This is a genomic window from Thermogymnomonas acidicola JCM 13583, from assembly GCF_001316105.1.
GTDB lineage: Archaea > Thermoplasmatota > Thermoplasmata > Thermoplasmatales > Thermoplasmataceae > Thermogymnomonas > Thermogymnomonas acidicola.
Window position 1 is genome coordinate 153,387 of record NZ_BBCP01000001.1, and the last position, 25,375, is coordinate 178,761.

Below are 25,375 nucleotides of genomic sequence, written 5' to 3' on the forward strand. Positions count from 1 at the left end.
ATCACGCAGCGTATATGCCCTCCTCCGCCACATACTTCTTCCTGGCCAGGTCAAGGAGCCTCTTTGTGAAGAGCAGGGAATAGGCCACAACCACCATTCCGAAGAGCAGAGAGGCCCAGGCCGCCAGTGCTATGTTCCCGTTTGACGTGGCAACGTCTATGACCTTCATGAGGCCCACAGATACCGTCAAGTTCTTGCCCGCCGCTATGCTCGGCCAGTACTCACCGATCATGAGGCCGCCCCCAGGCACTGTTCACCGTGGAGGATATGCCACTGACAAGGTAGGGCAGGGTGGACGGTATTATCACGTACCTGAGCCTCTGGAAGTATGAGAGGTTCAGGTTCCTCATGACCTCCCCGTACTCTGCCGGCATGGCCTTCACACCCATCCAGAAGCTGTAGAAGACGTAGTAGAAGGTGCTCACGAAGCCCAGGAATAGGACAAAGGCCTCATCCGTTAGTGGGCCGAAGAAGTAAGTGACTACCGGGTATACGCCGAGGAAGAGGAAGGGGGGGAAGTACGTCGGGGGGGCCGGGTAGGCACTCAGCGTCTGTATGAGCGGGACGCCTACGGCCTCTGCCCTGCTGTGCTGGGCCAGGTAGTACCCCAAGAATATGGCTATCGCTGTGGAAACAAGAGATATGACTGCAACCCTCAAGTAGTCGTATGCCAGGCTCTCAAGCAGGAAAGGTGTCTCTCCGATAAGTGTGGACCATGTCCTCGCGCTCACCCTCACTATCTCCGAATAGGAGCCGTAAACGATGAGGGCTAGGACCACGAAGCCCGTGGAGGCCCACACGTACCTGAGGTTGTGCACCCTCTTCTCCCTGTCAAAGTCGTCATCCTCAACTGGCCTCTGCGACCTGAATATGTTGTACCTGGCCAGTTTTGTGAGGGGGGTTCACGGAGGCGATGGCGGAGAGCCTCAGTGTCTCCCGGACGTTGAGCCTGCCCCTCCTCACTATTGGCTGGTCGGTATCGAGGGTGTACTTGGCCACGGCGTACCTACTGAACTGCCTGAGCCCCAGGACTATGGCTGCTATGAAAACCGCGAGGATGCCGAGTGCCGTCCAGACGAGGCTGTATGCCCCCGGCACTTACGTAACCGTTCAGGAGAGTTCCTATGCCGAAGGTCTGGTACGTGTGCACCCCAACGGAGAAGACCTCGCTCACCGTTATGTAGAAGAAACCGTCCGACACGCTGGGGAACAGGTTCGCTGCTATCCTCGGCACAGAGAAGGTATGTAGACGTTCCTCATCCTCTCGAAGAAGGTGAGCCTGTAGTTGTCGGATACCTCGATCATCTCCCTCGGAATGGTCTTGAAGGCCTGGTACTCGCCCATCCATATGTTCCAGACAACTGCGGTGAAGACGAGGAAGTCGGCGGCCAGTTCCACTCCCAGGGGGGGGCCACCTATGCCCAGGACAAAGAGCGAGAGCACGACTGGGAAGAAGGAGATCACGGGCACAGATTCGAGCACCTCTATGAGTGGTATGTATACGTTCTCGAAGGTCTGGCTCTTCACTGCCGCATACGAGAGGAACCACCCGGTGACTATGGAGAGGAGCATCAGGCCGAGCACACGCCCCGAGGTGGCGGCCGTTGCGGCAATGATCAGGAGTATCTGGTTCATCTCCTCTCCCTCGTGAGGTAACCGTAAAGGAGGTCAAGGTACCTGTCAAACTCCGGGTTCCTGGGGCTCCTGGGCCTGGGCATCCTGACGTCCACAGTTGCCACGATCGTGGCCGGAGACCCGTTTACAACGTATATCCTGTCCGACAGCTCGAGCACCTCGGTCAGGTTGTGGGACACCATTATGACGCTGCGCAGGGGGTTGTCCTCGCTGAAGAGTATGTTGTATATATCCTGCCTGAGACCCTCCGCTGTGAGCTCGTCAAGGTGTGCGAACGGTTCGTCCATTAGCAGCACTGCCGGGTCGGCTGCAAGTGCCCTGGCCACAGCCACCCTCTGCCTCATCCCTCCGCTCATCTCCTTGGGGTAGAGGTCCTCAAACCCCCCCTGCAGGCCAACCCTCTCCAGTGCCTGCCTAGCCACCTCCCTTGCCTCCTCCTTGCTCATCCTCTTCGGCTTCAGTGCAAGCATCACATTCTCGAGGGCAGTCATCCAGGGAAAGGTGACGATGGACTGGTGGACGAGTATTACCCTGGGTGTCGGCCTCAGTATCCTCCTGCCCTCGAGGTAGACTTCTCCAGATGTCGGCTTCAGGAACCCCCCCGATGAGCCTGAGCAGAGTGGACTTGCCGACACCGGATGGGCCAACTATGGAGACGAACTGCTTCTCGCCCGCGGTGAGGTTAACGTTCGTGAAGACCCTGAAACCGTTCTCATAAACAAACTCGAGGTTCCTGACCTCAATCGTTGTTCCACTGTCCTCACCAGAGCGGTATGGGCATATCATATAAAACTGTTACACACATTGTAGTTGTGGTGTATACATAAAAGCAAAATAGATGGAATACAGGCACTCCGTCAGGGTATAAGTGTGCGGTTGGAAACATGCACTCTCCCACCGTTTTCCCCTTTACAGTGCCCGCATCTGTAGGATACCGACTGTGGCAGGCTTCACTACAATGTCCGCACAGGACATGGCTGCCCATGGGAGAATGTTTAACCCTGCAGGCGATACAAGGGCGTGGTTTTCCCTGTATTTGACACCGGCGTCTGGATAAGGGGGCCACAGGGCAAGGTTTGACCTCTCGCAGAGCGGTATGGCTGGGAGGACGGGGGGGATCGAGCGTTACCTGGCCGCAGGAACTGCAAGTGAGGAGCAGGTGAGGGAGGAGTTCTCGTCCATATACGGTGTGGACCCGTCAGGTGTTGTGGTGACGCACGGTGCCACGGAGGGCGTCTTCCTGGTGGCACTGGCCCTCAGGCTGTCCGGCAAGGAGACATTCACGGCTCCAAGGCCGGAATACGAACTGATGTTCAAGGCCCCCCCCGCCATATCGGGAATGAGGGAGGAAAACGGCGGGGGGGTCACCTTCGCAAGCAACCCCAACAACCCCCCCACGGGTGCATTCAGGCAAGCATTCAGGGGGGGCAACGCGGTCGTCGATGAGACATTCCTGATGTTCCACACTGACCCGGGGAAGGTCAGGTACGCGGGTGACGTGTTCAGGGTCACCACGCTCACAAAGTTCTTCGGCGCTGACGACGTAAGGGTGGGCTTCATAGTCTGCCCGGACACGGAGATGAGGAGGAGGATAGAGGGGGGGCTCAGGGGGCCTTGTCTGGGAAAACATGCCTTCCATGTCCCTGGGATCCGCGCTCAGGATCCTGAAGGACTACGACAACATCGCCTCCACTGTCAGGCCCATGGTCAGGAAGAACCTCTCTTACATGGTGAGCCACACTGGCAGGCTGAGGTTCTACAAAAAAATCGAACCAGTATCCGTCCCGGTCACGTTCGTGGACTATTCCAGCTACACTGACGCCGCGCCGGAGGAGGTGTGCGAGTACCTCTGGGGCAGGGGGTGTCTCTGTGGTGCCCGGGAGCATCTTCGGTGCCAGTGGCCCCCCCAACTTCAGGGTCTGCGCCACAAGGGAGGACTTCCCGGAGGCATTCGAGGCCCTGAAGGGGGGGCGCTGGAGGACTTCCCTCCTACTCCCTGAGCCTCGAGCCAATCAGTGAGGACACCATCCTGAGCGTGTCCTCGGCCGCCCTGGATATGTAGAAAGCGCTGGAGAGGAAGCCGTGGACCATGCCTGACACCCGGATGGCGGTGACGTTGACGCCATGCCTCCTCAGCCTCTCTGCATAAGTCTCACCCTGATCCCTGAGCGGGTCATACTCCGCTGTCACAATCACCGCGTCTGCCAGGCCCGACAGGTCAGGAAGCAGTATGGGCGAGAACCTGGGGGGGTCGAGGGCGTCCTGGGGGGGCCATTCAGGTACTGGTCGGAGAACCATGACATCAGGTCGTGCGTGAGTATCAGGCCATCCCCCCCGTACTCCCTGTACGATTCGGACGCGAAGTCAGGGCCCACAACCGGTAGAACAGGGCCTGGAGCCTGGGCTGCCTGAGGCCCCTCATCTTTGCCATTGCGCAGGCCACGGCTGTGAGGTTTCCGCCTGCACTGTCCCCAGCTATGCATATCCTCTCGCTACTGATGCCGAAGTCAGGGGGGGAGTGCTCCATGAGGTAGGCATAGGAATCTATGGCGTCCTCAGCCGCTGCGGGGGGGAACTTGCTCTCCGGAGCGAGCCTGTAGTCAACAGAGAACACCTTTGCACCTGAGTGCTTCGCCATGTACCTGCACATGGCATCATGCGTCTCTATACTGCCGAGCACAAACCCACCACCGTGCAGGTAGAGGATGGCACAGTCGCTCCCAGCATCATCGTAGATCCTGACCTTGAGGTCCCTGCCAGGGAGCCTGAAAACAGTGTCCCTGACGCTCCTCACACTTATCTCCGGCACCTGGGACACGGCCAGCCGCTCCATGGATCTTATCCTGTCCAGCGGCGTTGTCCTGGGATCCGGCATGGGGGGGTTGTTCTCAAGGATCTTCAGCATGTTCCTTATCTGCGGGTCCAATGTCATGACCTGAAATATGCCATTCTGGCCTTATCTACTTTTCCAGTATCGATAAAGGGCAGTGAAAGGTTTATTAACAATGGTATGCTATAGCCTACCAGTGTTGCCCACGGTAACAGAAGAGGTGTCCTGCGTTCTCTTATTACACTCTGGCAGGCACCATCCTGTACCGTAACTGAGGGCAAGAGGTGGTGTCTGTGTTTTCGGGCGGTGAAGGAAGAGAGGATAGTGTACAGAGTTACCGGATATGGAGCCCCTGGTACGTGAAGAGGGACTGCGGCCGCGTCGTGGTCTTCGATACCACGCTCAGGGACGGGGGGGAGCAGACTCCGGGCGTCGCCTTCGGTGCCAGGGACAAGGTGGAGATAGCATCGGCTCTGGAGGAAGCTGGTGTTGATATAATAGAGGCAGGCTTTCCCGCGGTATCAGAGGAAGAGATGGACGCCGTGGCACAGGTGGCCTCCACCGTGTCAAGGTCCGAGGTGGCGGCACTGGCCCGGTGCAATACAGGGGATATCGAGAGGGCCATAAATTCAGGGGCTTCCCTGGTGCATGTATTTATAGCCACATCGGATACGCATATGCATTACAAGCTGCGCATGAACAGGGATCAGGTGATATCCAGGATAAGGGATTCAGTGGAGAGGTGCTCGTCCTCTGGCATAGGCACCATGTTCTCGCCCGAGGACGCCACAAGGTCCGACAGGGAGTTCCTCTTCAGGGCAATTGCAACTGCCGTGGAAGCAGGGGGGGCCAGGTGGATTAACATACCCGACACCGTGGGCGTCATGTTCCCCCCCTCGTCCATGTTCGAGATGGTCAGGGAGGTGCACTCCGCGTTCAGCACCGATCTATCAGTGCACTGCCACAACGACTTCGGCCTCGCCACAGCGAACACGCTGTTCGGCATAGCCGCCGGGGCCAGGCAGATGCAGGTAACGGTCAATGGCATTGGCGAGAGGGCAGGCAACGCCTCGCTCGAGGAGTGTGTCCTCGGGGGGGCAGAGGCTTTCCTGGGCTGCAGGACAGGCATAAGGAAGGACAGGCTCTACGATCTCTCCCGCCTGGTGGCGGAGAAGTCCGGTGTACCGGTGCAGCCCAACAGGGCCATAGTGGGGGGGCAGAACTCCTTCTCCCACGAGGCGGGCATACACGTGCATGGCGTCATAAACGAGCCTTCGACCTACGAGGCCTTCGACCCAGCCATCGTCGGGCGGAGGAGGGAGGTGGTCTTCGGGAAGCACTCCGGCATAAACGCAGTGATATGGGCCTTCAGGAACAGGGGGGGAATGGAGATTGACGAGGAGGAGGCGAGGGCAGTCCTGCGCTCCATAAAGGCATCAGGTGGGCGGATCACGGAGGATGAGGTCGTGGAGAGGTTTGAGAGTGCGAGGTGATTGTGTTGGGAAAGACGGTTGCAGAGAAGGTTTTCTCGGCCCATTCTGGCACTGATGCCTACGCTGGCGATTTTGTGGAGGCGGAAGTAGACTACGTGATGGCCAACGACATCACAGGTGCGCCGGCCATAGAAGCCTTCAACAGCTGGGCATGGAGCCAATAAGGGAGAAGATCGTGCTGATACCTGACCACTTTGTCCCGGCCAAGGACATAGCGAGCGCCATACAGGCCAGGAAGCTCCGGGACTTCGTGTGGAAGTACGGCATAGAGAACTACTTCGAGGTGGGGGGGCGCGGAGGGGGGGTGTGCCACCAGGTGATGATGGAACAAGGGTTCGCTGCGCCTGGAAGGCTCATAGCTGGCGCGGATTCCCACACATGCACATACGGTGCCCTGGGGGCAATATCTGTGGGCATAGGCAGCACCGAAGCGGGTGTGATATTCGCCACGGGCCGCATGTGGTTTCGCGTGCCCCAGAGTATGAGGTTCCAGGTAGATGGCGAGCCGGACCCATACGTTGAGGGGGGGAAGGACATAATACTCAGGGTCATATCCGAGATCGGGGGGGTGGAGGGTGCACGCTACAGGTCGATGGAATTCTACGGCAGCACCATATCGCTCCTCGACGTTGCTGAGAGGATGACCATTGCGAACATGACCACTGAGGCCGGAGCCAAGTGCGCCTATGTGCATGTCGACAAGAAGACGCATGAGTACCTAAGGGGGGGCCGTGTGAGGGGGCACGTACAGGGAGGTATCTGCAGACTCGGACGCTGAGTATGTCAGCGACATCCACATAGATGCCACAGAGCTCGAGCCTCAGGTGGCCCTACCAGGCTCGCCGGACAACGTGAGGCCGGTGAGCGAGGTCGATGACCACATAGACCAGGCATACATCGGTTCGTGCACTAACGGCCGGCTGGAGGACATAAGGAAGGCAGCGGAGATCCTGAGGGGGGGCAGGAAGGTTCACCCTTCGGTTAGGCTCATCGTGGTGCCATCGAGCCAGAGGGTCTATGAGGACGCCATAAGGGAGGGCCTGGCAGAAATAATCGTGGAGGCGGGTGGCTTCTTCTCCGGCCCGACCTGCGGCGCGTGCCTTGGCGGCTACATGGGTGTCCTCGGGCCAGGGGGGGAGGTGTGCATATCAAGCACGAACAGGAACTTCCTGGGCAGGATGGGTGACAGGGACTCGAAGGTCTACCTGGCGAACCCGTCTGTGGTGGCTGCGAGCGCAGTTGCAGGCAGAATAGTGAAGCCAGAGGAGGTGCTGGCCAGATGATCATGGAAGGCAGGGTGTGGAAGCTCGGTGACAACATAGACACAGACCAGATAATACCTGCCAGGTACCTTGTCACATCTGACAGGAAGAAGCTGGCGGAACACATACTGGAATACACTGTCCCGGAAATGAGGGGGGGTGCTGTGAGGCCAGGAGACATCATCGTGGCGGGCAGGAACTTCGGGTCAGGGTCGAGCAGGGAGCACGCTGTGCTGGCCATCCAGGGCGCTGGCATATCCTGCGTGGTGGCGAAGAGCTTTGCGAGGATATTCTACAGGAACTCCATAAACCTGGGCCTTCCGGTGATAGAGGCTGATGTTGATGTTGAGCAGGGGGACACCATAAGGGTTGACACTGACCAAGGCACCATAGATACCCCCCCCAGGGGGCAGGTACACGTTCAGCCCGTACCCGGAGTTCATAGCCGGGATAATAAGGGCAGGCGGCCTCATAAACTACGTGAAGGGTGGCGGGCTACGCTCAAGGTAGCGGTCATCCCGGGGGACGGCATTGGCAAGGAGACGGTGCCAATGGCCGTAGAGATGATGTCAGAGATGCTGGAGAACGTGGACTTCCAGGAATTCGGGGATCTCTTCGCAAAGGTACCTGGAGAGCGGCACGGTGATGAAGGAGGAAGAGGTGGAGGAGATCAGGAAGAAGGACGCGGTGCTCTTTGGCGCCATAGGCGATCCCAGGGTGAGGCCCGGCATCATGGAGAGGGGGCGTGATCCTGAACCTGAGGGCCACCCTGGACCTCTTCGCCAACGTAAGACCTGTCCGCTCCTTTGTCACAGGCAGGGAACTGGTGGTGTTCAGGGAGAACACCCAGGAGTTCTACGTGGGCATAGGAGGGGGGGACAGGAGTGGCATCGAGCGGCCACTGGGCCTGTACGGCTGCGAGGGCACAATCGGCGTGCGCCTCTCGGTACGGGGGGGAAACATGGCTTTCGACATCGGCATCATGTCAGAGGCCCACCTGAGGAGGTTCTTCTCCAGGCTCAGCATCTACAGGGGGGGCAGGAAAATCACCGTGACAGACAAGGCGAACGCGGTGCCGAACATGTATTCCCTGTGGAGGAGCGTGGCTGCAGAGGTCCTGCAGAGGGATGGATTCGAGTTCACCTTCCAGTATGCAGATTCTGTTGCCTACGACATGGCCAGGAACCCTGAGAAGTATGAGGTCATAGTGGCGCCTAACCTGTACGGGGGGGACATACTCTCTGACCTGGCTGCTGGCCTATTCCATGGCCTCGGCTTTGCTCCAAGCGCAAACATAGGCGACAGAAGGCCAGGCCTTTTCGAACCTGTGCATGGCTCCGCACCAGACATAGCAGGGAAGGACATAGCGAACCCGTTTGCTACAATCCTCGCCGCATCCATGCTCCTGGAGTACAACGGGCATCCAGGACTGTCAAAGGCAATAAACGACTGCGTTGCAGAGTGCTACAGGTCCCGGATACTGACACCGGATGCGGGGGGGAAAAATGAGGAGTTCCGAGGTCTTCAGGGAATTCATGAAAAAACTGAGGGGCGCAGTATGACTACGTCCTGGCACTGGCCCTCTCCTTCACGGGCCTGAACATGGCCCTTATCTCCTTCCCTATGACCTCTATCTGCTCCTTTCTCGCCTTCTCCCTCATGGCATCGAGGTTCTTCTGCCCTGAGTAGTATTCGTCCATCCACTCCTTCGCAAAGGAGCCGTCCTTGATGTCCCTGAGTATCCTGTCCATGGCTGCCTCGTAGTGCTCGTCTATGACCCTTCCACCCCCCCTGGTCCTCCCGCCGTACTCCGCTGTGTTGCTGACGCCGTCCCACATGTTCTCAATGCCTCCCGCCTGTATGAGGTCAACGATGAGCTTCATCTCGTGGAGCACCTCGAAGTAGGCTATCTCCGGCTGGTAGCCCCCCCTGGAGACCAGGAAATCGAAGGCCCTCTTTATGAGCTGCGAAATGCCGCCGCAGAGCACAACTTGCTCGCCGAACAGGTCTGTCTCGGTCTCCTCAGTGAAGGTCGTCCTTATGACCCCCCCTGCCCTGGTCGCACCGATCCCCCCCTTCGCTATGGCCATGGCGGTCTGGAATGCCTTACCTGTATAGTCCTGCTCCACTGCGACCAGCGATGGTGTGCCGAACCCTTCCAGGAACGTCTTCCTCACCATGGCCCCCCCGGGCGCCTTGGGTGCCACCATGATCACGTCCACGTTCGCCGGTGGGACGATCCTCCTGAACCTTATGTTGAAGCCATGGGCGAACTCCAGGGTCTTGCCCTCTGTGAGGTGGGGCATTATGCTCTCCCTGTAGACCCTTTCCTGGGTCTCGTCAGGGATGAGCACCATGATCACGTCCCCCCCAGCATCTGCCGCCTCGCTGATCTCCATGGGCTCGAAGCCGTCGTCCCTGGCCTGCCTGTAGCTCTCGCCATTTTTCCTGACGCCAACTATCACGTCCACCCCGGAATCCCTGAGGTTCAGGGCCTGCGCCCTTCCCTGGATGCCGTAACCTATGACGGCCACAGTCTTTCCATCAAGGTATTTCATGTCCGCGTCCTTTTCCGTAAGCACGTTCACCATGCCCTTTCCTCCTCCCTTACAAGGTCGTTCACAACGCTCACGTCCACAACACCGCTGATCCTCCTGAGGTGCTTCAGCACCTTCTCTGTATCTTCCCACCTGTACGGCTCTATCTCTATCCTCACCATCCCGCCTTCCTCCTCGTACTTGAGACTCCTCATCTCTATGTTCCTCCTGGAGAACTCAAAATACGTCCTCTGGAGCACTCCATCCTCCTTATTGGCTGAAACCAGCAACTTCACCATTCTCCACCTCCTTCCACCTGCACCTTCCGTATATTATGTCCGCCTTTCCTCCCCAGGGTGGCGTCATGGGCAGGCACTCCTCCTCCCTGTCTGTCCTTACCTCGAGAACGTAGGGCCCCCCCCTGTAGGCCAGCATCTCTCTGAGGGCATCCTCCATCTCTGAGGGCCTCTCAACCGTGCTGGACTGGACGCCGAAGCCCTCCGCTATCTTTGCGAAATTGGGCGCCTTGCTGTAGTCCGCGGCGTATATGACGTTACCGTAGAAGTGGGCCTGGAACTGCCTTATCATGCCGAGGCTTGCATTGTTCATCACAACCGCTTTCACAGCCACATCTTCCTCAACAGCAGTGGCCAGTTCCGACACGGTCATCATGAAGCCGCCGTCTCCTATGAGGGCGACCACTGGCTTGTCCGGCCTCCCTATCTTTGCCCCCTATGGCTGCAGGCAGTGCGTAGCCCATGGTGCCCATGCCTCCGGACGTTATGAACTTCCGGGTTCCCCCCCTGGCCTCGAAGTAGTGCGCAGCGAACATCTGGTGCTGCCCCACATCGGCCACGAGTATCGCGTCCTCCGGGAGCACTGAGTTCATTGCGTGTATGAGTTTCTGCGGCTTCATCGGCTCACTCATGAAGTTGAAGTCACACCTGCAGAACTCCCTGACCTTCCTGACCTCCTGTACCCATGCCTCCCTCCTCTCGTTCTCTCCCACGTACTTCAGGAACTCCCTCAGGAAGTCCACTATGTCTGCCCTGATGCCTATGACGTCCTTCTTCCTCTTGCCTATCTCCGCCTCGTCATTGACCACATGCACCACGGTCCTTGAGGGTATGAACTCGTCCATCTTCGCTGTCGTCCTGTCACTGAACCTGGCCCCCCCAGGGCCATCACGAAGTCAGACCTGTTCAGCACGTACCTGGAAGAGCCTCTGCCGTGTATCCCGGTTATGCCCAGGGCCAGTTCGTAGTCCTCGGGCACCGCCCCCCCTTCCCCCCCATGACAGTCGTGACCACCGGTGCGCCGATCCTCCTGGAGAGCTCCAGGATGAGTTCCCTGCAGCCCTCAGCCTTGGCACCGCCTCCAGCAAGGATCACGGGCCTCTGGGATGACCTGAGAGCGCCCACAGCCTCCGAGACGTCTGGCACCTCCGGGAACTTTGCACCTTCGTACCTGTACGCTGTGTACTCCACCTGTGACATGGATATGTCGCTGGGTATGTCAACGGCAACCGGCCCCCCCTGCGACCTGACATGGCCGTGGCGTACGCCTTCCTCAGTGTTGGCACCAGGTCCTCTGGCCTCTTCACCTTGTAGTTGGCCTTCGTCACGGGTATCATCACGTCAAAGACGTCTGCTCCTGGAATGCGTCTGTCCCAAGCGCCTTCGTCCCCCCCACCTGCCCGGTTATTGCCACCACCGGTATGCTGTCCATGTACGCTGTGCCCAGGCCTGTTACCAGGTTCGTTGCCCCCCCGGGCCCGGATGTGGCTATGCAGAAGCCTGCCCTTCCGGTCACCCTTGCGTAACCGTCGGCCATGTGGGCGGCACCCTGTTCCGTCCTGGTCAGGTGGTGCCTGACCCTGGAACCGGCCAGCGACTGGTATATGGCAAGGTTTGCACCCCCGGGTATCCCGAAGAGGTGGCCCGCACCCACGTCCTCCATGAATCTCACAACAGCCTCAGACCCTCTCATATCAACCTCCTGAAACCAGCCACAGCTGGTTCAGTGTAAGATAATAATGACTGCAGCGACAACAACACTGTCGTCACACACCAACACAGGAGCTGCAGCCATGCTGATCAGTGGCAGGCAATGATTATATTTAATATTTTCTGCCGCTTTCCTATGAAAAAATTCCATATGTAAAGCGTTATTTGACATATTTTTTAATCAATGTGGGATATAGCAGTGTATGCGGATGTGGATGGTGAACCCAGTTTACATGTGTGACAGGCACCTGCTCGGGGGGGAACACGTGGAAATCCACATGCTCGTGTCGTCAATAGGGATGGGAAGAAACATAGGCGGCTTCCTTGAGAGGAAACTAGTTGACCCGTCTTCTGCACTGAGGCGCCATGAGGAGATCGTTGGGGGGGAAATGCTAAAGAGGGGGGGCTTCAGGCACACATCCCCCCTTGAGGGGGGGGTGGAACGGATCCAGCACCTGCTGGTCTCAAATCCGCTGGATGCCGAAGCCAACCTCACCGAACTGTTATCCAGGTGCCAACGCTGCAGGCAGAGGTACCGGGAGGTCAGAAGTCTATGCCCCCCCTCCGGGCAGGCACACCGGCCCTGAAAGGGTGCTTTACCTCCACCATCTCCGTCACCAGGTCAGCCCTCTCCATTATCCTCTCCGGCATCTTCCTCCCTGTCATCACGAGTTCCGTGTTCGGGGGGGCTTTTCGTCGATCATCTTAATGACCTGGTCCTCGTCTACCAGGCCATAATAGATGGCAACGTTGACCTCGTCCAGTATGACAACGTCCCAGCGGCACGAGAGCATCTCCTCTTCCGCTTTCCTGAACGCCTCCTGGGCCAGGTTCCTGTACTCTGGCGGGGGCTGGCCCCCCTCGGGCAGACCTTGACGTTTGCAACCCTCCCGTTGTTTCCCTTCCTGTACTCGTCTTCCCAGACGATGAAGTAGGGCATGCCCACGTATTCGAGCCTTATCAGCTCCCCGAGGTTGTTCACGCCCCCCCTGTTCTCCCCCCCGTAGGTGCCCAGCTTCATAAACTGCAGTATGTAGACGTGCATACCCCACCCGGCCGCTCTCAGGGCCAGGCCAAACGAGGCAGTGGTCTTTCCCTTCCCGTTGCCAGTGTATACTTCTACCAGCCCCTGGTTAGCCTCAAAGGAACACCTCCATGTATATCCGCAACGCAGAGTTAACGCTATCTGATCCCATGTTTTTCTACTCCCTCCCAATACACGTGGGAATGCTCAACGTAGTGATAGCTGATGCGGAGCTCGAGCTGATCCCCGGGGGGGAGATGCTGGATGACTACCAGGTGAGGAAGTACGCGAAGAAGAGGAAGAAGCCTGCAGCGGAGGTGCTCCTCGATTCTAACTTCCTGCACGGTGCCATAGAGAGGCACTTTCCCGGCGGCTCCACCAGGATGGGGAGGCCAGACATCTTCTACATACTCCTGCAGGTCCTGCAGGAATCGATCCTGAACAAGAGGGGGGGACTCCTCAGGGTTTACATCCACACGAAGCACAACAAAGTCATACACATCGCACCGCAGACAAGGGTACCGAAGTCATACAACAGGTTCGTCGGCCTCATGGAAGACCTCTTCAAGAAGCAGGAGATACAGAGCGGCCAGGAGAAACTGCTCACCTTGAAAGATGCCGATCTCTTCTCCCTCCTGGACGACCTCGGGAAAGAGGTCGTGCTCCTATCGCCGAGGGGGGGCAGGCCATCTAAGCCGGAGGACATAATCAGAGAAGACATGTCACTGGTCATAGGCGGCTTCGCTGAAGGGGACTTCCAGACGGATGTCTATTCACGTTACAGTGCGCACTCGATCTTTCCAGACGAGCTGACGATATGGTCGGTGGCATCCGAGATTGTCGTCAGGTACGAGTGCATGTTCGGCCCACTGTGACGGTTTACGACTCCCGCCTTCGCAAAGTGTTCACGCTGATTCAGAAAATGTAAGACGCACTCCGGCAACGTTTTTGCACTCCACTGCATCGTCAGGTACATGCGCGGGTACAGTGAGTGTGAGGCTGCATGCTGGGACTACGGGGGGGCTGACAGCGCCCCCCCATTCTACTCGTGCCTGGATGCCTGTGAGAGGGGTGAGCCAATTGTACGGCCAACCTTTGTGGTGGCACGGCCGGACAAGGGGAACCGCACAGGGAACAGGGAAAGGTTGGTAAAATAACAATAAATACAAGGAAAAGATAACGGAAAAGTCACTATGGCACGATTGCATACCAGAAAGAGGGGGGGTAAGTCGGGTTCAAAGAGAGTCTATACGGAAACAAGGCCATCATGGGTGCAGATGAGCGACCAGGAGGTGGTGGACACCATAAGGAACCTCAGGTCACAGGGCATGAGCTATTCTATGATTGGCATCACCCTCAGGGACCAGTACGGGATTCCGTCCACCAGGACAGTCATGCGCAAGAAGCTGGGCAAGATAATCCAGGAGCTGGGCATGGCGCCCCAGGTGCCCGAGGACCTCATGAACCTCATAGAGAGGTACAGGAACATAACCAAGCATGTGGAGATGAACAAGAACGACCTGGACAACAAGAGGAGACAGGCACTGCTCATGTCAAAGATCCTGAGGCTCGTGAAGTACTACAAGAGGGAGGGCTACCTTTCAGAGGAGTGGAACCTCAGCAAGGTTCTTTAGGGTCACCGGATGAGCGTAGGCTTCATACCCCCCCAGACCTCCTGAATGCCCTCAAGAAGGCTGCGGCTGAGGTCAGGGCGCACGATACGGTGCGTGTTCTGGGCCACTATGACGGCGACGGCACAAGCGCGGTCATAATCCTCACGCGGGCCTCGAGAGGGAGGGCATAAGGTACCAGGCGGGCTTCATAAAGGAGCTCGATGCAGAGAATTTCAGGAAGAGGATGATGGAGGCCCCCCCGACCTTTTCACCATAGTTGTGGACGCAGGCTCTGACCAGCTGCGGTTTGTTCCGGACATGGAGAACGTCCTGGTCCTTGACCACCACTTCTACAACAGGGCAACGGTTAAGGGGGGGATGAACATAAATGCAAGGGACTTCGGCATAGACGGAACCAGGGGGGGAGCCTGCGGAGCCACCATGGCCTTTGCCTTTTCCCTTGCCATGTCCGAGGAGAACTCGGACAGCTTCCCCCTTCATGCTCTCAGGTGCCATTGCGGACAAGCAGGACATAGGCGGCTTCACAGGCCTCAACAGGGCCATAATAGAAGCACTGGGCCAAACTACAGGAGTATCAGGGGCCCAAACCTTGAGGGAGAGACGCTCGCGGAGGCCATAGCGTTCTCCACGGATCCGTTCTTCAGGGACCTGTCAGGTTCCATGGAGAGGACTGAGGAGTTCCTTAGGGGGGGGATAGGCCTGGACCCTGCAAGGAGGCTTGCCGAACTCACAGAGGACGAGAAGGCACAGGCGATCAATGCCCTCGCTGCCTGGCTCATATCGCAGGGTGCCGGGAGCGAGGCTATCAGGTACACCGAGACGGATCTCTACATCTTCGACCAGTACGGCCTTTCATCCAAGGACATATCTGGCATAATAGACGGAAACGCCAAGGTGGGCAGAAACGGCGTCCCGGTGCAGTTCTTCCTGGGTGATGAGGGTGTCAGGCAGGAGATGCTGGCCAACTGGAAAACGTACAAGGGCAAGCTAATAGACTACGCCTACAGGGCCTCCAAGGAGATATTCGAGGAACAGAACGTGAGGTACTTCTACGCGCCCGAATCAGAGATGGCAGGCTCCATAGCTGGCCTCCTGACCCTCTATGTGCTCCCGCAGGACAAGCCGCTGATTGGCTTCAACGTCGGCGATGGCACCACAAAGGTGTCATCGAGGGCCTCCAGGAGGCTAGTCGAGAGGGGCCTGAACCTATCCACTGTGATGGCAGAGGCCTCCAGGGAGGTAGGGGGGGGTACAGGAGGGGGGGGCATGACATCGCAGCCGGTGCCTCGATACCCAAGGGAAGGGAGAGGCAGTTTGTGGAGATTGTGGGCAGGCTTGTGGGTATCCAGCTGAACGGCAAGGCTGGTCAGGGTGCCAGTGCGGAGTGACATACGCGTCCGGACACGACAAGAAGAACGACAGGCCTCACCCTTCCGGGAGGGGGGGTGTTGGTCAGAAAGAATATATGCAATGGTTGAATAAATGAGATGAATGAGACGGATAGGTATATACACCTCCGATTTCAGGTTTTATCACAATATAATTGTTGAGCTTAAGAAATGGGGCCTCCCTTTTGTGAGCCTTGAGAACCCCCCCAATGACATACCTCCCGATGTTGCCGTCGTTCTCACTTCTGAAACGGATGTTGAAACCTTTCCCGTGCAGGTCAGGGATTCGAGGCCGGATAGTGCTGTCAGGAAGGCCATCCCGTACCTGCTCAACAAGACACACTTCAAGAGGATAACGGTCGGCATAGACCCTGGGCCATACCCGGGCCTTGCTGTTATGGGTGAGAGCATACTCCTTGAGGCGACCGAGTGCCCGTCCATCCAGAGCCTCAGGGTGCAGCTGGAGAGTATAGTGAGCAGCTACTCTTACAGGGAAATAGTCATAAATGTCGGGAACGGAGACCTGCCAAACAGGGCCGAGATCACCTCTATGCTGGAGAGGATGGGCCTTGACTTCAGGATAGTGGACGAGAGGAAGACCAGCGTGCCGCACAAGATGCATGATAACGCCCTTTCCGCAGCCAGGATTGCGAGGATAGACGGTGACAGTTACAGCTTCCAGGAGATAAAGGGCGTGAGGAAGAGGGACCTCATAGAGGTGGAGTTCAAGACACTGAAAAAGTCGATCTAGGTGGACCAATTCAGGGCCTGAATAACTGGCCACATTTCCCCCCCAGTGGATCGCTTGGGGGCACTGAAACCGCATCATTCTCTTGCTTCCCCCCCCTGTGTGGAATTCCGTTACACCACGCTCTTCACAACCGAGCCGAAAGTGGTGTGGTACCGTCCTCATGCCCTCCTTGAGATCCCCCCTGGGTCGGACTCACCTCTTCCACTTTGGCCTGCCGCCGGGCGTCTGGGGGGGCCTCCTCCTGGATGTCGCCACCACTATCATTACCACAGCCACAACGGCAACAACGTAATATATCCAGTCATAGTTCGGCGGCTGCCCGTAATAGAAGGTGGACGTAGCGTAGTCGGTGCTGCCGTCAACCTTCACCGTGGGGGGGCTGCTCACAACGACCCTGAGTGTGTGCTCCCCCGTCTGCTGGGTGGTATGGCGGGTAAGGTATTATCCAGTCGTACCGCACGGTAGTGGTAGAGTCCGGGGAGAGGTTCACGACCTTTGAACCGACCAGGGTGTTGTCCACGTAGAAGTAGACGGTCACGTTGTCTATGGGCACGTTCTCCGGGTTATTTATCACTGCGTTCAGGACGTATGGCTGCACCACCTGTATGCTGATGGTCGTCGTGTATTTCAGAACGGAGGAGCCGTCACGGGCCCAGGTCTCTATGTACAGGTACAGCACCCCCCCTCCTGTGTCCGGTGTCTTGACTGGGATCCTGAAGTCCGAGGTGTTTGCACTGCTGTTGTAGTATGTCCCGGACGGGCTCATGCCTGTGAGGTTCTGGCCGTAGAATATCACCTGCAAGGCGTAGTCCCTGAAGCCCACGGAATCGTTCACCCACACCGTTATGGAGGTGTTGGTCGCTGAATAGGACGGGGCAGTGACAGAGGCTGTGAAGATGCTGGTTGGAGATGAGGCGTGCGCTGCAGGGATGAGCATGCCCATGGCCATTACGATGAGCAACACCGCGATTCCGATCTTCCTCATGGTCTCCTCCTGTTCCTGTAAACTGCAACACCGATGCCAACTGCCACTATCAGGACTATGGCTATGAGGCCAGCCTCGAGGTTGATGAACGGGTCACCTGTGTAGTTCGCTATTACATTCGGCCCGGTCGGGTACGGGGGGGGTACCTGGTAGCTTACTCCGGGCATGGCAGTGTACACGGTCACGCTCTTCGTTATGTTGTATGTTGTGTTTGTGAACGTCACAGGCACGCTGACCGGCGCTGTTACGTTGGAGGTGGGCGTGAGGAGGACGTATAGTGTCATGTTGACGCCGAAGCCAGGTAAACATGGTGAACCGCAGTACCGTTGGCGTAGGTGAGGGTGGCGTTCCAGTGCGTGAAGTTGAGGCCGCTCTGGTTCCCTATGGACGGCGTCAGCAGTATGCCGGTGTCACCCGTGTTGTTGATGTACACTGGCAGTTTTAGGGCCTTTCCGTCCGGTATGCCCGGCACAGAGGTTGAGAGCGATATGCCAGGCACCTGTGTTACGTTAACTGTGAGGTCAACGGTGGAGTTGCCAGACGAGTACCTCACGGATACAGGCACCTCCTCTGTGCCGCTCTGAACCGGCTTCACCATGCGGAGCTGTGCGCTCAGGTTGACCGTTGCACCGACCGGTAGGTATATGGAGCTCCTGTTGAAGGCGGCCACCCATGAGCTGCTGGCACTTGAAAGGTTAACAGTGGCGTTGAAGTTTCCTGCATTGCTCAGCTGGAACTTAACCTCAACAGAACCGAGGAGCGTCACGTTGGGTACCTGGGTCTGCTTCACTATGAATGATGCCACGGGCTCTTCCACGAGAGTCAACTGCACATACGTTGTCCCTGCTACGCTCTGCGTAACGTTTGTGCCGAACGTTATTGTCTCATTTATGCCGTTTATAACCGTGTGCTTCGATATGGATGAGGAGAACGAGTAATTGCCGTAAGGCAGCACGAAGTATGTGAAGGGCGTGACGTTCATGCTGGCGCCGTTCGAGCTCACGGTGACGTTCTGGTGGAGCAGCTGGCTTCCAAGGTTCTCCGACACGTAAACTCTGCCCGCTTTCTGGAGCGTGATGACCAGGTCTTCGCTCTTCTGGAATGGCCCAACAGTGAACGAACCGAAGTATGCATAAGAGCCGCTGGCGTCCGTCACATAGATGCCGTAGTCCCCGGAGGTCAGGTTAACGCTGAACGCCCCGGAAACGCCTGTGGATGTTGCCGCAACTTTTGAGCCGTTCTCGCCTGTTATGACCACACTGGAGAGAGCGGCCGGTGACCCACCGACGTAGGCTTTGCCTGTAACCTGGGTGTAGAAAGGCACTGCGTGCACACTCACTCTCACTGTCTCATTCGCCACCAGGCTCACGCTTGCACTGCCGCTCAGTGTGAAGGACCCGGTGGTGTTCGAGACCCTTGAATTGAACTGGATACTGTAGGACCCATATGGCAGCAGTATGCTGCTGTTCGATGTCACAATGATTGCCATGCCGTTCCTTATGGTGTAGTTGCCGCTAGCCGAGGCAGAGTTGTTGAGGCCGAGAACGTATGAGGGCTCCATAGCTGGCCTCACTGTCACGTTCCGGTCAACATACAGTACCGTTATGTTGCTCTTGGTCCCGTTCTCGGAGTACACTGTGTAGTAACCTGGCACCAGGTTGTGTCCGCTCACAACGCTCCCGTTCGAGCTGAATATCTCGTAGTGCGGCGCATCAACAGTCAGTGTGGAGAGTGGCTGCAACACCTCGCTGACCGATGCGTTCTGGTTGAAGGGAACAACGATGGTGGGAACGCTCACGCTCGCACCGTACTCCGGTGAACTTATCTCCACTGAGTAAACCCCGGGCATCACGTAAACATTTGCAGTGCCGTTCGCCAGCGTTCCCGTGAATGACCTCACACCTGACAGGGTAACGGTGCCGTTGGCCCAGCTTCCCATGGAGGTCATGACATGCATTGAGACATCCTTCATCAGGGGGCTCCGCCCCTATGTAAGTTGAGTTTGTGCCGGATGGAGCAGAGGAGACCACATAGTATGGGCTCTCATATTCGTATGATGAGGCATTTATCCCGTTCGGGAGGTAGAACGTGGCGTACCCCTGCCCACTGACCTCCTGGAACCCAATTGGCTGGCCGTCGAGCTCCGCCACAGCCATTCCGCCGCTCACTGCGGAACTGCTGCTATAGGAAGACGAAGCATTGCTGTTGTAGATGAAAACAGATTCTGAGTGCGAGCTGGCCAGGCTCATGTTGATGCTGTAGTTGTCCTGCAGCGAGATTGGCTTCAGTGATGTGTCTACCGTTCCAGAGTGCACACCCTCCGCACTGAGCATGTAGCTTCCCAGGGGGGGCAGGAGGATGCTGTAATACCTCGAGGAGGAGTTTCCAGTGGCTCCAATCACTGCCCCGTGGCCTAAGACCTCGTAGGTCCAGTTATAGCTGGAGACACCAGGGTAGTACGAGGAGAGGGTGACATAGGCAGACGGCTCCAGCACCAGGTGCTCGCTGGCCACTCCGCTGACCTTTACAGTGGTTAAGTTGGACATGTGGCCACTCGTCACATAGATCGTGTACACGCCGGGCACGACCTGCAGCGAGTATGTTCCGGAGAAGTTAGATGCCGAGCCTACAACCTGCACTCCGTCCTTCAGGACCGTAACGTTGAATACCCTAGCGTCTGTCGATACATCTATGCTTGCACTGAGCCTGGGCTCCAGCGTGACCGAGAGCTTTTTGCCCCCCCAGCCGGATACCGTCACGTTCTGCTCACTGCTGAACACTCCTGGGCTCGATATGCTGACAGTGTAGTTGCCCGGTGTTACCTCAAAGCCGGCACTCCCGTTCGCGGATGTTCTCTTGACAAGATCGTGCCCGTTTCCGGAGAGACTCACCGTCAGGCCTCCGTAATCAACGCCGTTCGATTCGGCCTTCACTGTGAGGTTGTCAAGTGCGACGTAAACGTTTGCCTGGTTGCTACCGATCGAGACAGAGATGTTCTGCACGTCGGCGTAGTTGTTTCCATCAGAGTAGACGCTTGCTGTGTAGTTGTAGGCTGGTATGTCCGAGAGGTGGTACTGGCCACCGCTCACCGTGGCATTGAACTCTGCGTTGAATGTTGAATTGTAAAGTGTCAGAGTGCCGCTCTCAATGGGCATGGTCATGTTGCCGGTGGGTGATGTCTCGTTCAGGTAGACAGAGCCCGACAGGGTGGTGGTGGGCACCTGGAAGTTCTCCACGAAGTAGTAGTCAGGCAGGCCTGTTGTGGTGTTGTAGTATTCAGGTATCCTCATGGCCTCGTTCTGCGTCACATTTATTTTAACCTTGCCCAGCTCGTGGCTCCCGACAAGCTCGATTGGGTTTTCGGGGCCTGTTGAGAACACTATGCTGTCATTCCCGGGAACTGCCACAAGTGAGTAGTAACCCTGGCTGTTGGTGTACGTCACATTGTGGGGTATTCCGTACTGGTCAAGGAGAGTGACCCTGATTCCAGCAACGGGTTGCCCGTTCGGAAGTGTCACCCTCCCTTCCACGATGGCTCCAGGGTAGTAAGCCACGATGGGGTCAGCCTGGGAGAAGAAGTTAGAACCGGAGAACTGGAAGTCAACAGTGCCTATGTTGTCGACCTCGTACTTGTAAGCCTCCTGCAATGGAATTATCTGCCATGCGTTGGGGTGTGCCTCGTAGTCCTTGTACGGGTTCCAGAGGACGCCGACATAGACGAGTTCGAAGTGGCTCATGTTCCAGGCCGGCATGGCGGGGGTAGTTGGAAATGGATGAGGAGTAGCCCGGTATTTCACCGGGGGACTCCGGTGGCGGATGAGGGGGTAACCGATCATGAAGCGGTATATTGTCGTGTTGTAGAATGCCGGGGGTGTATACAAGGTTGTAAGATATGGGTGTCACTCCGGGTGGCAGGTTACTGAGGTTGTAGGTGCCGTTTGAGGTTATGACCTGCACGTTGTAGTATTCCTCGGGCACTATCTCGCCATACGCTGTGTAGGACGGTGTATCTGTAAGGTAAGCCGGCGCATAGAAGATGCCAGGTGAAACGCCTGAGAACGGGAAGAGGTTGTGGTCTATCTGTATGTACTGTATGAAGAAGCCGGTCTCAGAGTACAGATCCTGGTAAAGGTCAACGAGGGTCGATATGGGGGTACTTGCTGGCCAGCTGCCCTTTAACATAGGCGTAGTAAGCGTTTGCACCCGTCAGAGCACTGGAGAAGTTGCCGTAAACGGACGGATCCGACAGCACCACACTTATGTAAGCGTTGGAGTCTCTGGATACATCATATATCTTCATGGCCTCCTGGGCCCCCCCGAGCAAAGAGTCCAGGGTGTGCCATACAGGGGCGCTGAAGTTCCCGCCGTTATCCTGCCAGTTGCCCTGCAGCACCCTTGATATCAGGAGCGCTATTATCTGGCTCTGGTTCTGCGCAAGCAATACCTGACCTGCGACCTGGTACCCCCCCTGCTGGAAGTCGTCTGCCACTGCTGGGTGCTGGCCCTGCTGTATCTCCTGGAACCCGTAGTCCCACCATGAGAGGTAGCCTGGCCTCTGGTCAAGCGGGACGTTGGTGTTCTGCGTTGCCAGCCAGAGCATCGATTCTGTGAGTGGCTGCGTCTTGTTCTCTATGCCGAACCCGTAGCCACCAACGAAGTAGGACGATGCCGTGCTGTTATTCACTGGCCTCAGGAACGCCGGGAGCTCGCTGTATATCTCACTGTTTATGTGAGATGCCGAGTTCGCAGGGACGGCGGCCGAAACCACGGCCATCCCGGACGGGATGATTATGCCTATAACAACGATGAACGCGAACACAGCCTGCAGCCAGCCAATGTTCCCCTTTATGGACTTCGCCACACCCTGCTCTGAAGCCGGGCGGCGGCGCTTCACATCGCTCATCCTGACTGCATCCGCGAAGTAGATCAGGATCAGGCCATCGAGGATGGCGTATGCGGGCGCGGCTGTGATGTTGAACCTTGCTGCCTCGAAACTCATGTATATTGAAACCAGGGAGAAGACGAGCAGGTAGAGGAGCGCATCAGTCCTCTCCTTTATGAACCTGTAGATCACCATCACGAGGCCAGCAAGGCCAAGTAGGAACTGTGCAACACCGAAGCCGCTTATGTACTCGCCGAGCGGTGGTGCCTGTGCCTCAGCAATCGTTTCATAAACCCTGTTCTTCACAAAGTACCCCCCCTCGCCGGTTATGAGGGCGTGGAGCACTGCAGGGTCAACAAAGCTGAGGCCTATGACGCCAAGGACGGATATTATGACAATGGACGGTATGGTGATGAGCCACGGCCTCCGGCCGAATATGTTCACCACTATGCCGAAGGCTATAACCATGAGGCCCATCACCACCTCCGGGTAGAACCATGACGGGCCCTCGCCAAGCCTTATATAGTAGTAAGCACCCATGGCGAAGGCGAGAACGTAGAAGACAACTGTGTAAAGGGTAAGGTAGCCAGTTGGCCTCCTCAGTACCATGTTTATGATGTACTGCGCACCGACGTAGATCAGGACAATGACCTCTATGTAGGCGTAGCCCTGCCACGATAGCATGAGTGCGCCTAAGGAGCACCTGCAAGGAGCGAGTAAACGAATGGCAGCCTGTTCTCCCTGACGAAGGACATTATTGAGGACCTGTAGGACCTGAAGTCCGAAAGCCTCTCTATTATGACCCTGTCCTTTGACAGCTTGACGGTCTTCAGGAAGTAGTATATCGTCATCATGGCGAATAGGAGCTCCGGCGTGTGCATCCTCCCACCGGAGGCTATCCCGGCGGACAGGTTGCTCGGCATCAGGGTATAGAGGACGGCAGCTATCATGGCAGCCTTCTTGCCGAATAGCTCCCTTGTGATCAGGTACACCGGTATTATCAGGAGCGCACCGAAGACCGCATCGAACTCCTGGAACACGTCAAAGGCCGCATGGGTAGCGCCCCCCAAGGAAGGGTGCCAGCAGTATTCCCGTAACTGCCACGAACCAGTGGAAGAACGGGTTCCTCGGGTTTATGCTGCCCACAGGGTAGTTGAGGGCCAGGTCATAGACAAGCTGCTTGTGGTAGGCAAGTATGTACTCTATTATCCTCCAGTTGTAGTAGGGGTCGCTCCCTCCCGAAGTGCTCAAGACTGGGTATGTGGAAGCGTACGGCCACGCGAAGTATGTCGCTATGAAAATGTAGAATGCGACCAGTATGGTTACAACTGTGATTTCAGTCCTGACACTCGGGCCTCCCCCCCTTTCAGCTTGTCTGACTTCAGCCCGATTACTTTGATCCATAGGCACCCGGAGAGCACTAATGCAATTGGTATATAAAAAAGTGACAGGGAGTGGCGGCAAACATTGGGAGAATCGCAGGAGAAACCATAATATCAGATCTCCTGATGCTTGCAGGTGCAGCAGGACCCCCCCAGGAAGGCAATACTCCTCATGCTCAGGCAGGCCGAGGAGAGGGGTATCGATCAGAGCGAGCTTCAGGGCAGGACAGGCTATTCTAAGTCCAGGCTATCGGAAATACTCACATCACTTGAGAGGGAGGGCCGCATCGTAAGGCAGACAACGGGGGGGGTAAAAAGAAGAGGGTATGGCTCAAAGGCTTCGAGCCCAATGCAGAGAAGCCAATAATACGTGTCGGCTATCTGAGATCCTCGGAGTACATACCGATCCTTTCCGCCATATGGGAGGTTGCGCGGGACACAGGCACGGCCTTCAGCATGAGGGTATACGATTCGCCGATAGAGATCTCCATGGACGTCTCCAGGGGGGGCGCACTGGAAATGGGCCTTGCACCCACAGTGACGCAGTTCCTGGTCGCTGTGGTCACATCACAGACAAGGATCCTCATGCCCGTGGCCACTGGGGGGGGTGCGTCAGTACTGGAGAACACCTCGTCGCCCCAGTGGAGGCTGGCCACGTCCGAGATGTCTTCAATGATGGTGCTCGCGAGGGCATATTCCGTGGCACAGAGGCTGGAGATGGTCTCCTTCTCATCACCAGTGGAGGCTCTGCAGGGCTTTACAGGTGGCAGTGCCCGTTACATAGCAATATGGGAGCCTACCGGACAGTTGCCCTCTCCAGGCCAGGCGTGAGGGAGGTGGCCAGGTTCTCTGACATACTGGACAGTTACCCCCCCTGCTGTGTCCTCTCCGTCCAGCGGGAGTTCACGAAAGGTCACATGAACGTCCTGAGAAGGATAAAGGAGATCTACAGGGACTTTCAGGCACAGGCGGGTGAGCGGTTCGCTGCAAGTGTCCTGTCGAGGATGAGGCGTGACACCGGTGTGGACGAACGGACACTCTTAAGGTCGCTGGCATCCTACAGGTTCCTGAAGGAAATCGATATGGAACAGATATTCTCTTACATGGCCTACACTGGCGTGCCCATTGGCAGGGACATGATTACGGATTCGATCATCAGAATCTGATCTCCAGCACCGCCGCGGGGGGGTACTGTATCTGGAAACCATCCAGCGTTTCAGGGTGCACCTCGCCTATCAGGCCTATCTCCAGGTCTCCGATCCTGACAGAGCCGCTCCTCCCCGGTATCATATCCTCAACTTCCCTTTCCCTTATCCTCGCTGTGCCTCCCAGGAACCGGTCCCTTATTACCTCGTAGGCCCTCATGACCTCGCTGAAAGCACCCTTTGTGTCGACCGCCACGCACGAGAGCCTGTGCTCCTGCCTACCCCTACGACCACGTCACCTATCTCGAACAGCTTCTGCGGGAACCCGTACCTCCTGTTTCTCGACACAAAGTCAAGGAGGTTGAGGTAGATCCTATCCCTGACCACAGAGAAGTCCAGGCTCTTGGGGGGGTTCACGACC

The 25,375-nt window shown here is 57.1% G+C and carries 36 protein-coding genes and 4 pseudogenes; 17 read left to right on the forward strand and 23 right to left on the reverse strand.

Going from position 1 to position 25,375, the window contains the following annotated elements:
• Position 1: 1 nt before the first annotated feature.
• Both JCM13583_RS01105 and JCM13583_RS01110 read right to left on the reverse strand, forming a co-directional pair.
• A pseudogene (locus JCM13583_RS01105) lies at positions 2–1,635 on the reverse strand (ABC transporter permease subunit).
• A pseudogene (locus JCM13583_RS01110) lies at positions 1,632–2,421 on the reverse strand (ABC transporter ATP-binding protein). The pseudogenes JCM13583_RS01105 and JCM13583_RS01110 overlap by 4 nt, the downstream one beginning before the upstream one ends.
• A gap of 310 nt (positions 2,422–2,731) precedes the next feature.
• Between JCM13583_RS01110 and JCM13583_RS01115 the strand changes: the two are divergent.
• Together JCM13583_RS01115 and JCM13583_RS13480 are read left to right on the forward strand one after the other, a co-directional pair.
• Positions 2,732–3,454, forward strand: coding sequence for a hypothetical protein (locus JCM13583_RS01115; RefSeq protein ID WP_075056354.1), 723 nt, complete (start codon positions 2,732–2,734; stop codon positions 3,452–3,454).
• 50 nt (positions 3,455–3,504) lie between these two features.
• Positions 3,505–3,654, forward strand: coding sequence for a hypothetical protein (locus tag JCM13583_RS13480; RefSeq protein WP_171823317.1), 150 nt, complete (start codon positions 3,505–3,507; stop codon positions 3,652–3,654).
• Here JCM13583_RS13480 and JCM13583_RS11675 read toward each other — a convergent pair.
• Both JCM13583_RS11675 and JCM13583_RS11680 read right to left on the reverse strand, forming a co-directional pair.
• On the reverse strand, positions 3,625–3,933 hold the full coding sequence (locus JCM13583_RS11675) for an alpha/beta hydrolase fold domain-containing protein (RefSeq protein ID WP_162509146.1): 309 nt from the start codon (positions 3,931–3,933) through the stop codon (positions 3,625–3,627). The two genes, JCM13583_RS13480 and JCM13583_RS11675, sit on opposite strands and share 30 nt — an antisense overlap.
• A 22-nt stretch (positions 3,934–3,955) precedes the next feature.
• Positions 3,956–4,567, reverse strand: coding sequence for an alpha/beta hydrolase (locus JCM13583_RS11680; protein WP_162509147.1), 612 nt, complete (start codon positions 4,565–4,567; stop codon positions 3,956–3,958).
• A gap of 257 nt (positions 4,568–4,824) precedes the next feature.
• Here JCM13583_RS11680 and JCM13583_RS01125 point away from each other — a divergent pair, with 257 nt between their 5' ends.
• The 5 genes and pseudogenes from JCM13583_RS01125 (at position 4,825) to JCM13583_RS01140 (ending at position 8,820) form a co-directional block, all read left to right on the forward strand.
• Entirely contained in the window at positions 4,825–5,958 is a 1,134-nt protein-coding gene (locus JCM13583_RS01125) for a hypothetical protein (RefSeq protein WP_075056468.1), read from the forward strand.
• A gap of 5 nt (positions 5,959–5,963) precedes the next feature.
• Positions 5,964–7,241, forward strand: a pseudogene (locus JCM13583_RS01130) (3-isopropylmalate dehydratase large subunit).
• Positions 7,238–7,730: pseudogene (locus JCM13583_RS01135) on the forward strand (3-isopropylmalate dehydratase small subunit). Before JCM13583_RS01130 ends, JCM13583_RS01135 begins: the two co-directional pseudogenes overlap by 4 nt.
• A gap of 41 nt (positions 7,731–7,771) precedes the next feature.
• On the forward strand, positions 7,772–7,969 hold the full coding sequence (locus JCM13583_RS11685; RefSeq protein WP_162509148.1) for a hypothetical protein: 198 nt from the start codon (positions 7,772–7,774) through the stop codon (positions 7,967–7,969).
• Positions 7,966–8,820 (forward strand): hypothetical protein, encoded by an 855-nt coding sequence (locus JCM13583_RS01140; protein ID WP_075056355.1) that lies wholly within the window; start codon positions 7,966–7,968, stop codon positions 8,818–8,820. The genes JCM13583_RS11685 and JCM13583_RS01140 overlap by 4 nt, the downstream gene beginning before the upstream one ends.
• On the opposite strand, the gene ilvC is transcribed toward JCM13583_RS01140, so the two are convergent.
• The 7 genes from ilvC to JCM13583_RS11715 all read right to left on the reverse strand — a co-directional run bounded on the left by ilvC (position 8,783) and on the right by JCM13583_RS11715 (position 11,716).
• A complete protein-coding gene (gene ilvC / locus JCM13583_RS01145) occupies positions 8,783–9,811 on the reverse strand; it encodes a ketol-acid reductoisomerase (protein ID WP_075056356.1) in 1,029 nt (342 codons plus the stop codon). The two genes, JCM13583_RS01140 and ilvC, sit on opposite strands and share 38 nt — an antisense overlap.
• Complete coding sequence (locus JCM13583_RS01150; protein ID WP_075056357.1) at positions 9,805–10,056, reverse strand: hypothetical protein; 252 nt, start codon at positions 10,054–10,056, stop codon at positions 9,805–9,807. Before JCM13583_RS01150 ends, ilvC begins: the two co-directional genes overlap by 7 nt.
• Positions 10,028–10,459, reverse strand: coding sequence for a hypothetical protein (locus tag JCM13583_RS11690; protein WP_171823318.1), 432 nt, complete (start codon positions 10,457–10,459; stop codon positions 10,028–10,030). The genes JCM13583_RS01150 and JCM13583_RS11690 overlap by 29 nt, the downstream gene beginning before the upstream one ends.
• The gene (locus JCM13583_RS11695) at positions 10,395–10,898 is read right to left on the reverse strand and encodes a hypothetical protein (RefSeq protein ID WP_162509150.1); all 504 of its coding nucleotides are present in this window, start codon (positions 10,896–10,898) and stop codon (positions 10,395–10,397) included. The genes JCM13583_RS11690 and JCM13583_RS11695 overlap by 65 nt, the downstream gene beginning before the upstream one ends.
• Positions 10,838–11,032, reverse strand: coding sequence for a hypothetical protein (locus JCM13583_RS11700; RefSeq protein ID WP_162509151.1), 195 nt, complete (start codon positions 11,030–11,032; stop codon positions 10,838–10,840). Before JCM13583_RS11700 ends, JCM13583_RS11695 begins: the two co-directional genes overlap by 61 nt.
• Positions 10,999–11,253 (reverse strand): hypothetical protein, encoded by a 255-nt coding sequence (locus JCM13583_RS11705; protein WP_162509152.1) that lies wholly within the window; start codon positions 11,251–11,253, stop codon positions 10,999–11,001. Before JCM13583_RS11705 ends, JCM13583_RS11700 begins: the two co-directional genes overlap by 34 nt.
• 136 nt (positions 11,254–11,389) lie before the next feature.
• A complete protein-coding gene (locus JCM13583_RS11715; RefSeq protein WP_171823319.1) occupies positions 11,390–11,716 on the reverse strand; it encodes a hypothetical protein in 327 nt (108 codons plus the stop codon).
• 250 nt (positions 11,717–11,966) lie between these two features.
• Here JCM13583_RS11715 and JCM13583_RS01160 point away from each other — a divergent pair, with 250 nt between their 5' ends.
• Positions 11,967–12,350, forward strand: a complete 384-nt coding sequence (locus tag JCM13583_RS01160; RefSeq protein WP_075056358.1) for a hypothetical protein — start codon at positions 11,967–11,969, stop codon at positions 12,348–12,350.
• Here JCM13583_RS01160 and JCM13583_RS11720 read toward each other — a convergent pair.
• Positions 12,307–12,432 (reverse strand): cob(I)yrinic acid a,c-diamide adenosyltransferase, encoded by a 126-nt coding sequence (locus JCM13583_RS11720; protein WP_162509155.1) that lies wholly within the window; start codon positions 12,430–12,432, stop codon positions 12,307–12,309. The genes JCM13583_RS01160 and JCM13583_RS11720 overlap by 44 nt on opposite strands.
• A gap of 55 nt (positions 12,433–12,487) precedes the next feature.
• A complete protein-coding gene (locus tag JCM13583_RS01165; protein ID WP_162509205.1) occupies positions 12,488–12,889 on the reverse strand; it encodes a cob(I)yrinic acid a,c-diamide adenosyltransferase in 402 nt (133 codons plus the stop codon).
• A gap of 101 nt (positions 12,890–12,990) precedes the next feature.
• Between JCM13583_RS01165 and JCM13583_RS01170 the strand changes: the two genes are divergently transcribed.
• The 6 genes from JCM13583_RS01170 to JCM13583_RS01190 all read left to right on the forward strand — a co-directional run bounded on the left by JCM13583_RS01170 (position 12,991) and on the right by JCM13583_RS01190 (position 16,560).
• Positions 12,991–13,662 (forward strand): hypothetical protein, encoded by a 672-nt coding sequence (locus tag JCM13583_RS01170; RefSeq protein ID WP_075056469.1) that lies wholly within the window; start codon positions 12,991–12,993, stop codon positions 13,660–13,662.
• Between the two features lie 99 nt (positions 13,663–13,761).
• On the forward strand, positions 13,762–13,944 hold the full coding sequence (locus tag JCM13583_RS01175) for a hypothetical protein (protein WP_075056359.1): 183 nt from the start codon (positions 13,762–13,764) through the stop codon (positions 13,942–13,944).
• Between the two features lie 36 nt (positions 13,945–13,980).
• Positions 13,981–14,421: a 30S ribosomal protein S15 gene (locus tag JCM13583_RS01180; protein WP_075056360.1), complete on the forward strand. Its 441-nt coding sequence runs from the start codon at positions 13,981–13,983 to the stop codon at positions 14,419–14,421.
• Entirely contained in the window at positions 14,397–14,591 is a 195-nt protein-coding gene (locus tag JCM13583_RS11725; RefSeq protein WP_162509156.1) for a hypothetical protein, read from the forward strand. The genes JCM13583_RS01180 and JCM13583_RS11725 overlap by 25 nt, the downstream gene beginning before the upstream one ends.
• An 88-nt stretch (positions 14,592–14,679) precedes the next feature.
• Positions 14,680–15,774: a DHH family phosphoesterase gene (locus JCM13583_RS01185; RefSeq protein ID WP_075056361.1), complete on the forward strand. Its 1,095-nt coding sequence runs from the start codon at positions 14,680–14,682 to the stop codon at positions 15,772–15,774.
• Positions 15,775–15,912: 138 nt separating this feature from the next.
• A complete protein-coding gene (locus JCM13583_RS01190; protein WP_075056362.1) occupies positions 15,913–16,560 on the forward strand; it encodes a hypothetical protein in 648 nt (215 codons plus the stop codon).
• A gap of 192 nt (positions 16,561–16,752) precedes the next feature.
• Here JCM13583_RS01190 and JCM13583_RS13485 read toward each other — a convergent pair whose 3' ends face one another.
• From JCM13583_RS13485 to JCM13583_RS11735, 8 genes are all read right to left on the reverse strand, one after another.
• Positions 16,753–16,929, reverse strand: coding sequence for a hypothetical protein (locus JCM13583_RS13485; RefSeq protein WP_171823320.1), 177 nt, complete (start codon positions 16,927–16,929; stop codon positions 16,753–16,755).
• Positions 16,919–17,545: a hypothetical protein gene (locus JCM13583_RS01195; RefSeq protein WP_075056363.1), complete on the reverse strand. Its 627-nt coding sequence runs from the start codon at positions 17,543–17,545 to the stop codon at positions 16,919–16,921. The genes JCM13583_RS13485 and JCM13583_RS01195 overlap by 11 nt, the downstream gene beginning before the upstream one ends.
• Entirely contained in the window at positions 17,542–17,829 is a 288-nt protein-coding gene (locus JCM13583_RS01200) for a hypothetical protein (protein WP_075056364.1), read from the reverse strand. Before JCM13583_RS01200 ends, JCM13583_RS01195 begins: the two co-directional genes overlap by 4 nt.
• Positions 17,826–19,376, reverse strand: a complete 1,551-nt coding sequence (locus tag JCM13583_RS13490) for a hypothetical protein (RefSeq protein WP_171823321.1) — start codon at positions 19,374–19,376, stop codon at positions 17,826–17,828. Before JCM13583_RS13490 ends, JCM13583_RS01200 begins: the two co-directional genes overlap by 4 nt.
• The gene (locus JCM13583_RS01210) at positions 19,258–21,282 is read right to left on the reverse strand and encodes a carboxypeptidase-like regulatory domain-containing protein (protein WP_171823322.1); all 2,025 of its coding nucleotides are present in this window, start codon (positions 21,280–21,282) and stop codon (positions 19,258–19,260) included. The genes JCM13583_RS13490 and JCM13583_RS01210 overlap by 119 nt, the downstream gene beginning before the upstream one ends.
• A gap of 395 nt (positions 21,283–21,677) precedes the next feature.
• Positions 21,678–23,111 (reverse strand): hypothetical protein, encoded by a 1,434-nt coding sequence (locus JCM13583_RS01215; protein ID WP_075056367.1) that lies wholly within the window; start codon positions 23,109–23,111, stop codon positions 21,678–21,680.
• Between the two features lie 8 nt (positions 23,112–23,119).
• Positions 23,120–23,497 carry a glycosyltransferase family 39 protein gene (locus JCM13583_RS01220; RefSeq protein WP_162509159.1) on the reverse strand — a complete coding sequence of 126 codons (378 nt, stop codon included), beginning with the start codon at positions 23,495–23,497 and terminating at the stop codon, positions 23,120–23,122.
• Complete coding sequence (locus JCM13583_RS11735; RefSeq protein ID WP_162509160.1) at positions 23,469–23,837, reverse strand: hypothetical protein; 369 nt, start codon at positions 23,835–23,837, stop codon at positions 23,469–23,471. The genes JCM13583_RS01220 and JCM13583_RS11735 overlap by 29 nt, the downstream gene beginning before the upstream one ends.
• 108 nt (positions 23,838–23,945) lie before the next feature.
• On the opposite strand from JCM13583_RS11735, the gene JCM13583_RS01230 reads away from it, so the two are divergent.
• The 3 genes from JCM13583_RS01230 (at position 23,946) to JCM13583_RS01240 (ending at position 24,975) form a co-directional block, all read left to right on the forward strand.
• On the forward strand, positions 23,946–24,176 hold the full coding sequence (locus JCM13583_RS01230; RefSeq protein WP_075056370.1) for a winged helix-turn-helix transcriptional regulator: 231 nt from the start codon (positions 23,946–23,948) through the stop codon (positions 24,174–24,176).
• A gap of 89 nt (positions 24,177–24,265) precedes the next feature.
• Positions 24,266–24,640, forward strand: a complete 375-nt coding sequence (locus JCM13583_RS01235) for a hypothetical protein (protein WP_075056371.1) — start codon at positions 24,266–24,268, stop codon at positions 24,638–24,640.
• Complete coding sequence (locus tag JCM13583_RS01240) at positions 24,598–24,975, forward strand: hypothetical protein (RefSeq protein WP_162509161.1); 378 nt, start codon at positions 24,598–24,600, stop codon at positions 24,973–24,975. The genes JCM13583_RS01235 and JCM13583_RS01240 overlap by 43 nt, the downstream gene beginning before the upstream one ends.
• Here JCM13583_RS01240 and JCM13583_RS01245 read toward each other — a convergent pair.
• Positions 24,965–25,210: a hypothetical protein gene (locus JCM13583_RS01245; protein ID WP_162509162.1), complete on the reverse strand. Its 246-nt coding sequence runs from the start codon at positions 25,208–25,210 to the stop codon at positions 24,965–24,967. The genes JCM13583_RS01240 and JCM13583_RS01245 overlap by 11 nt on opposite strands.
• Positions 25,171–25,371 (reverse strand): hypothetical protein, encoded by a 201-nt coding sequence (locus JCM13583_RS01250; protein ID WP_075056374.1) that lies wholly within the window; start codon positions 25,369–25,371, stop codon positions 25,171–25,173. The genes JCM13583_RS01245 and JCM13583_RS01250 overlap by 40 nt, the downstream gene beginning before the upstream one ends.
• Positions 25,372–25,375: the final 4 nt, after the last annotated feature.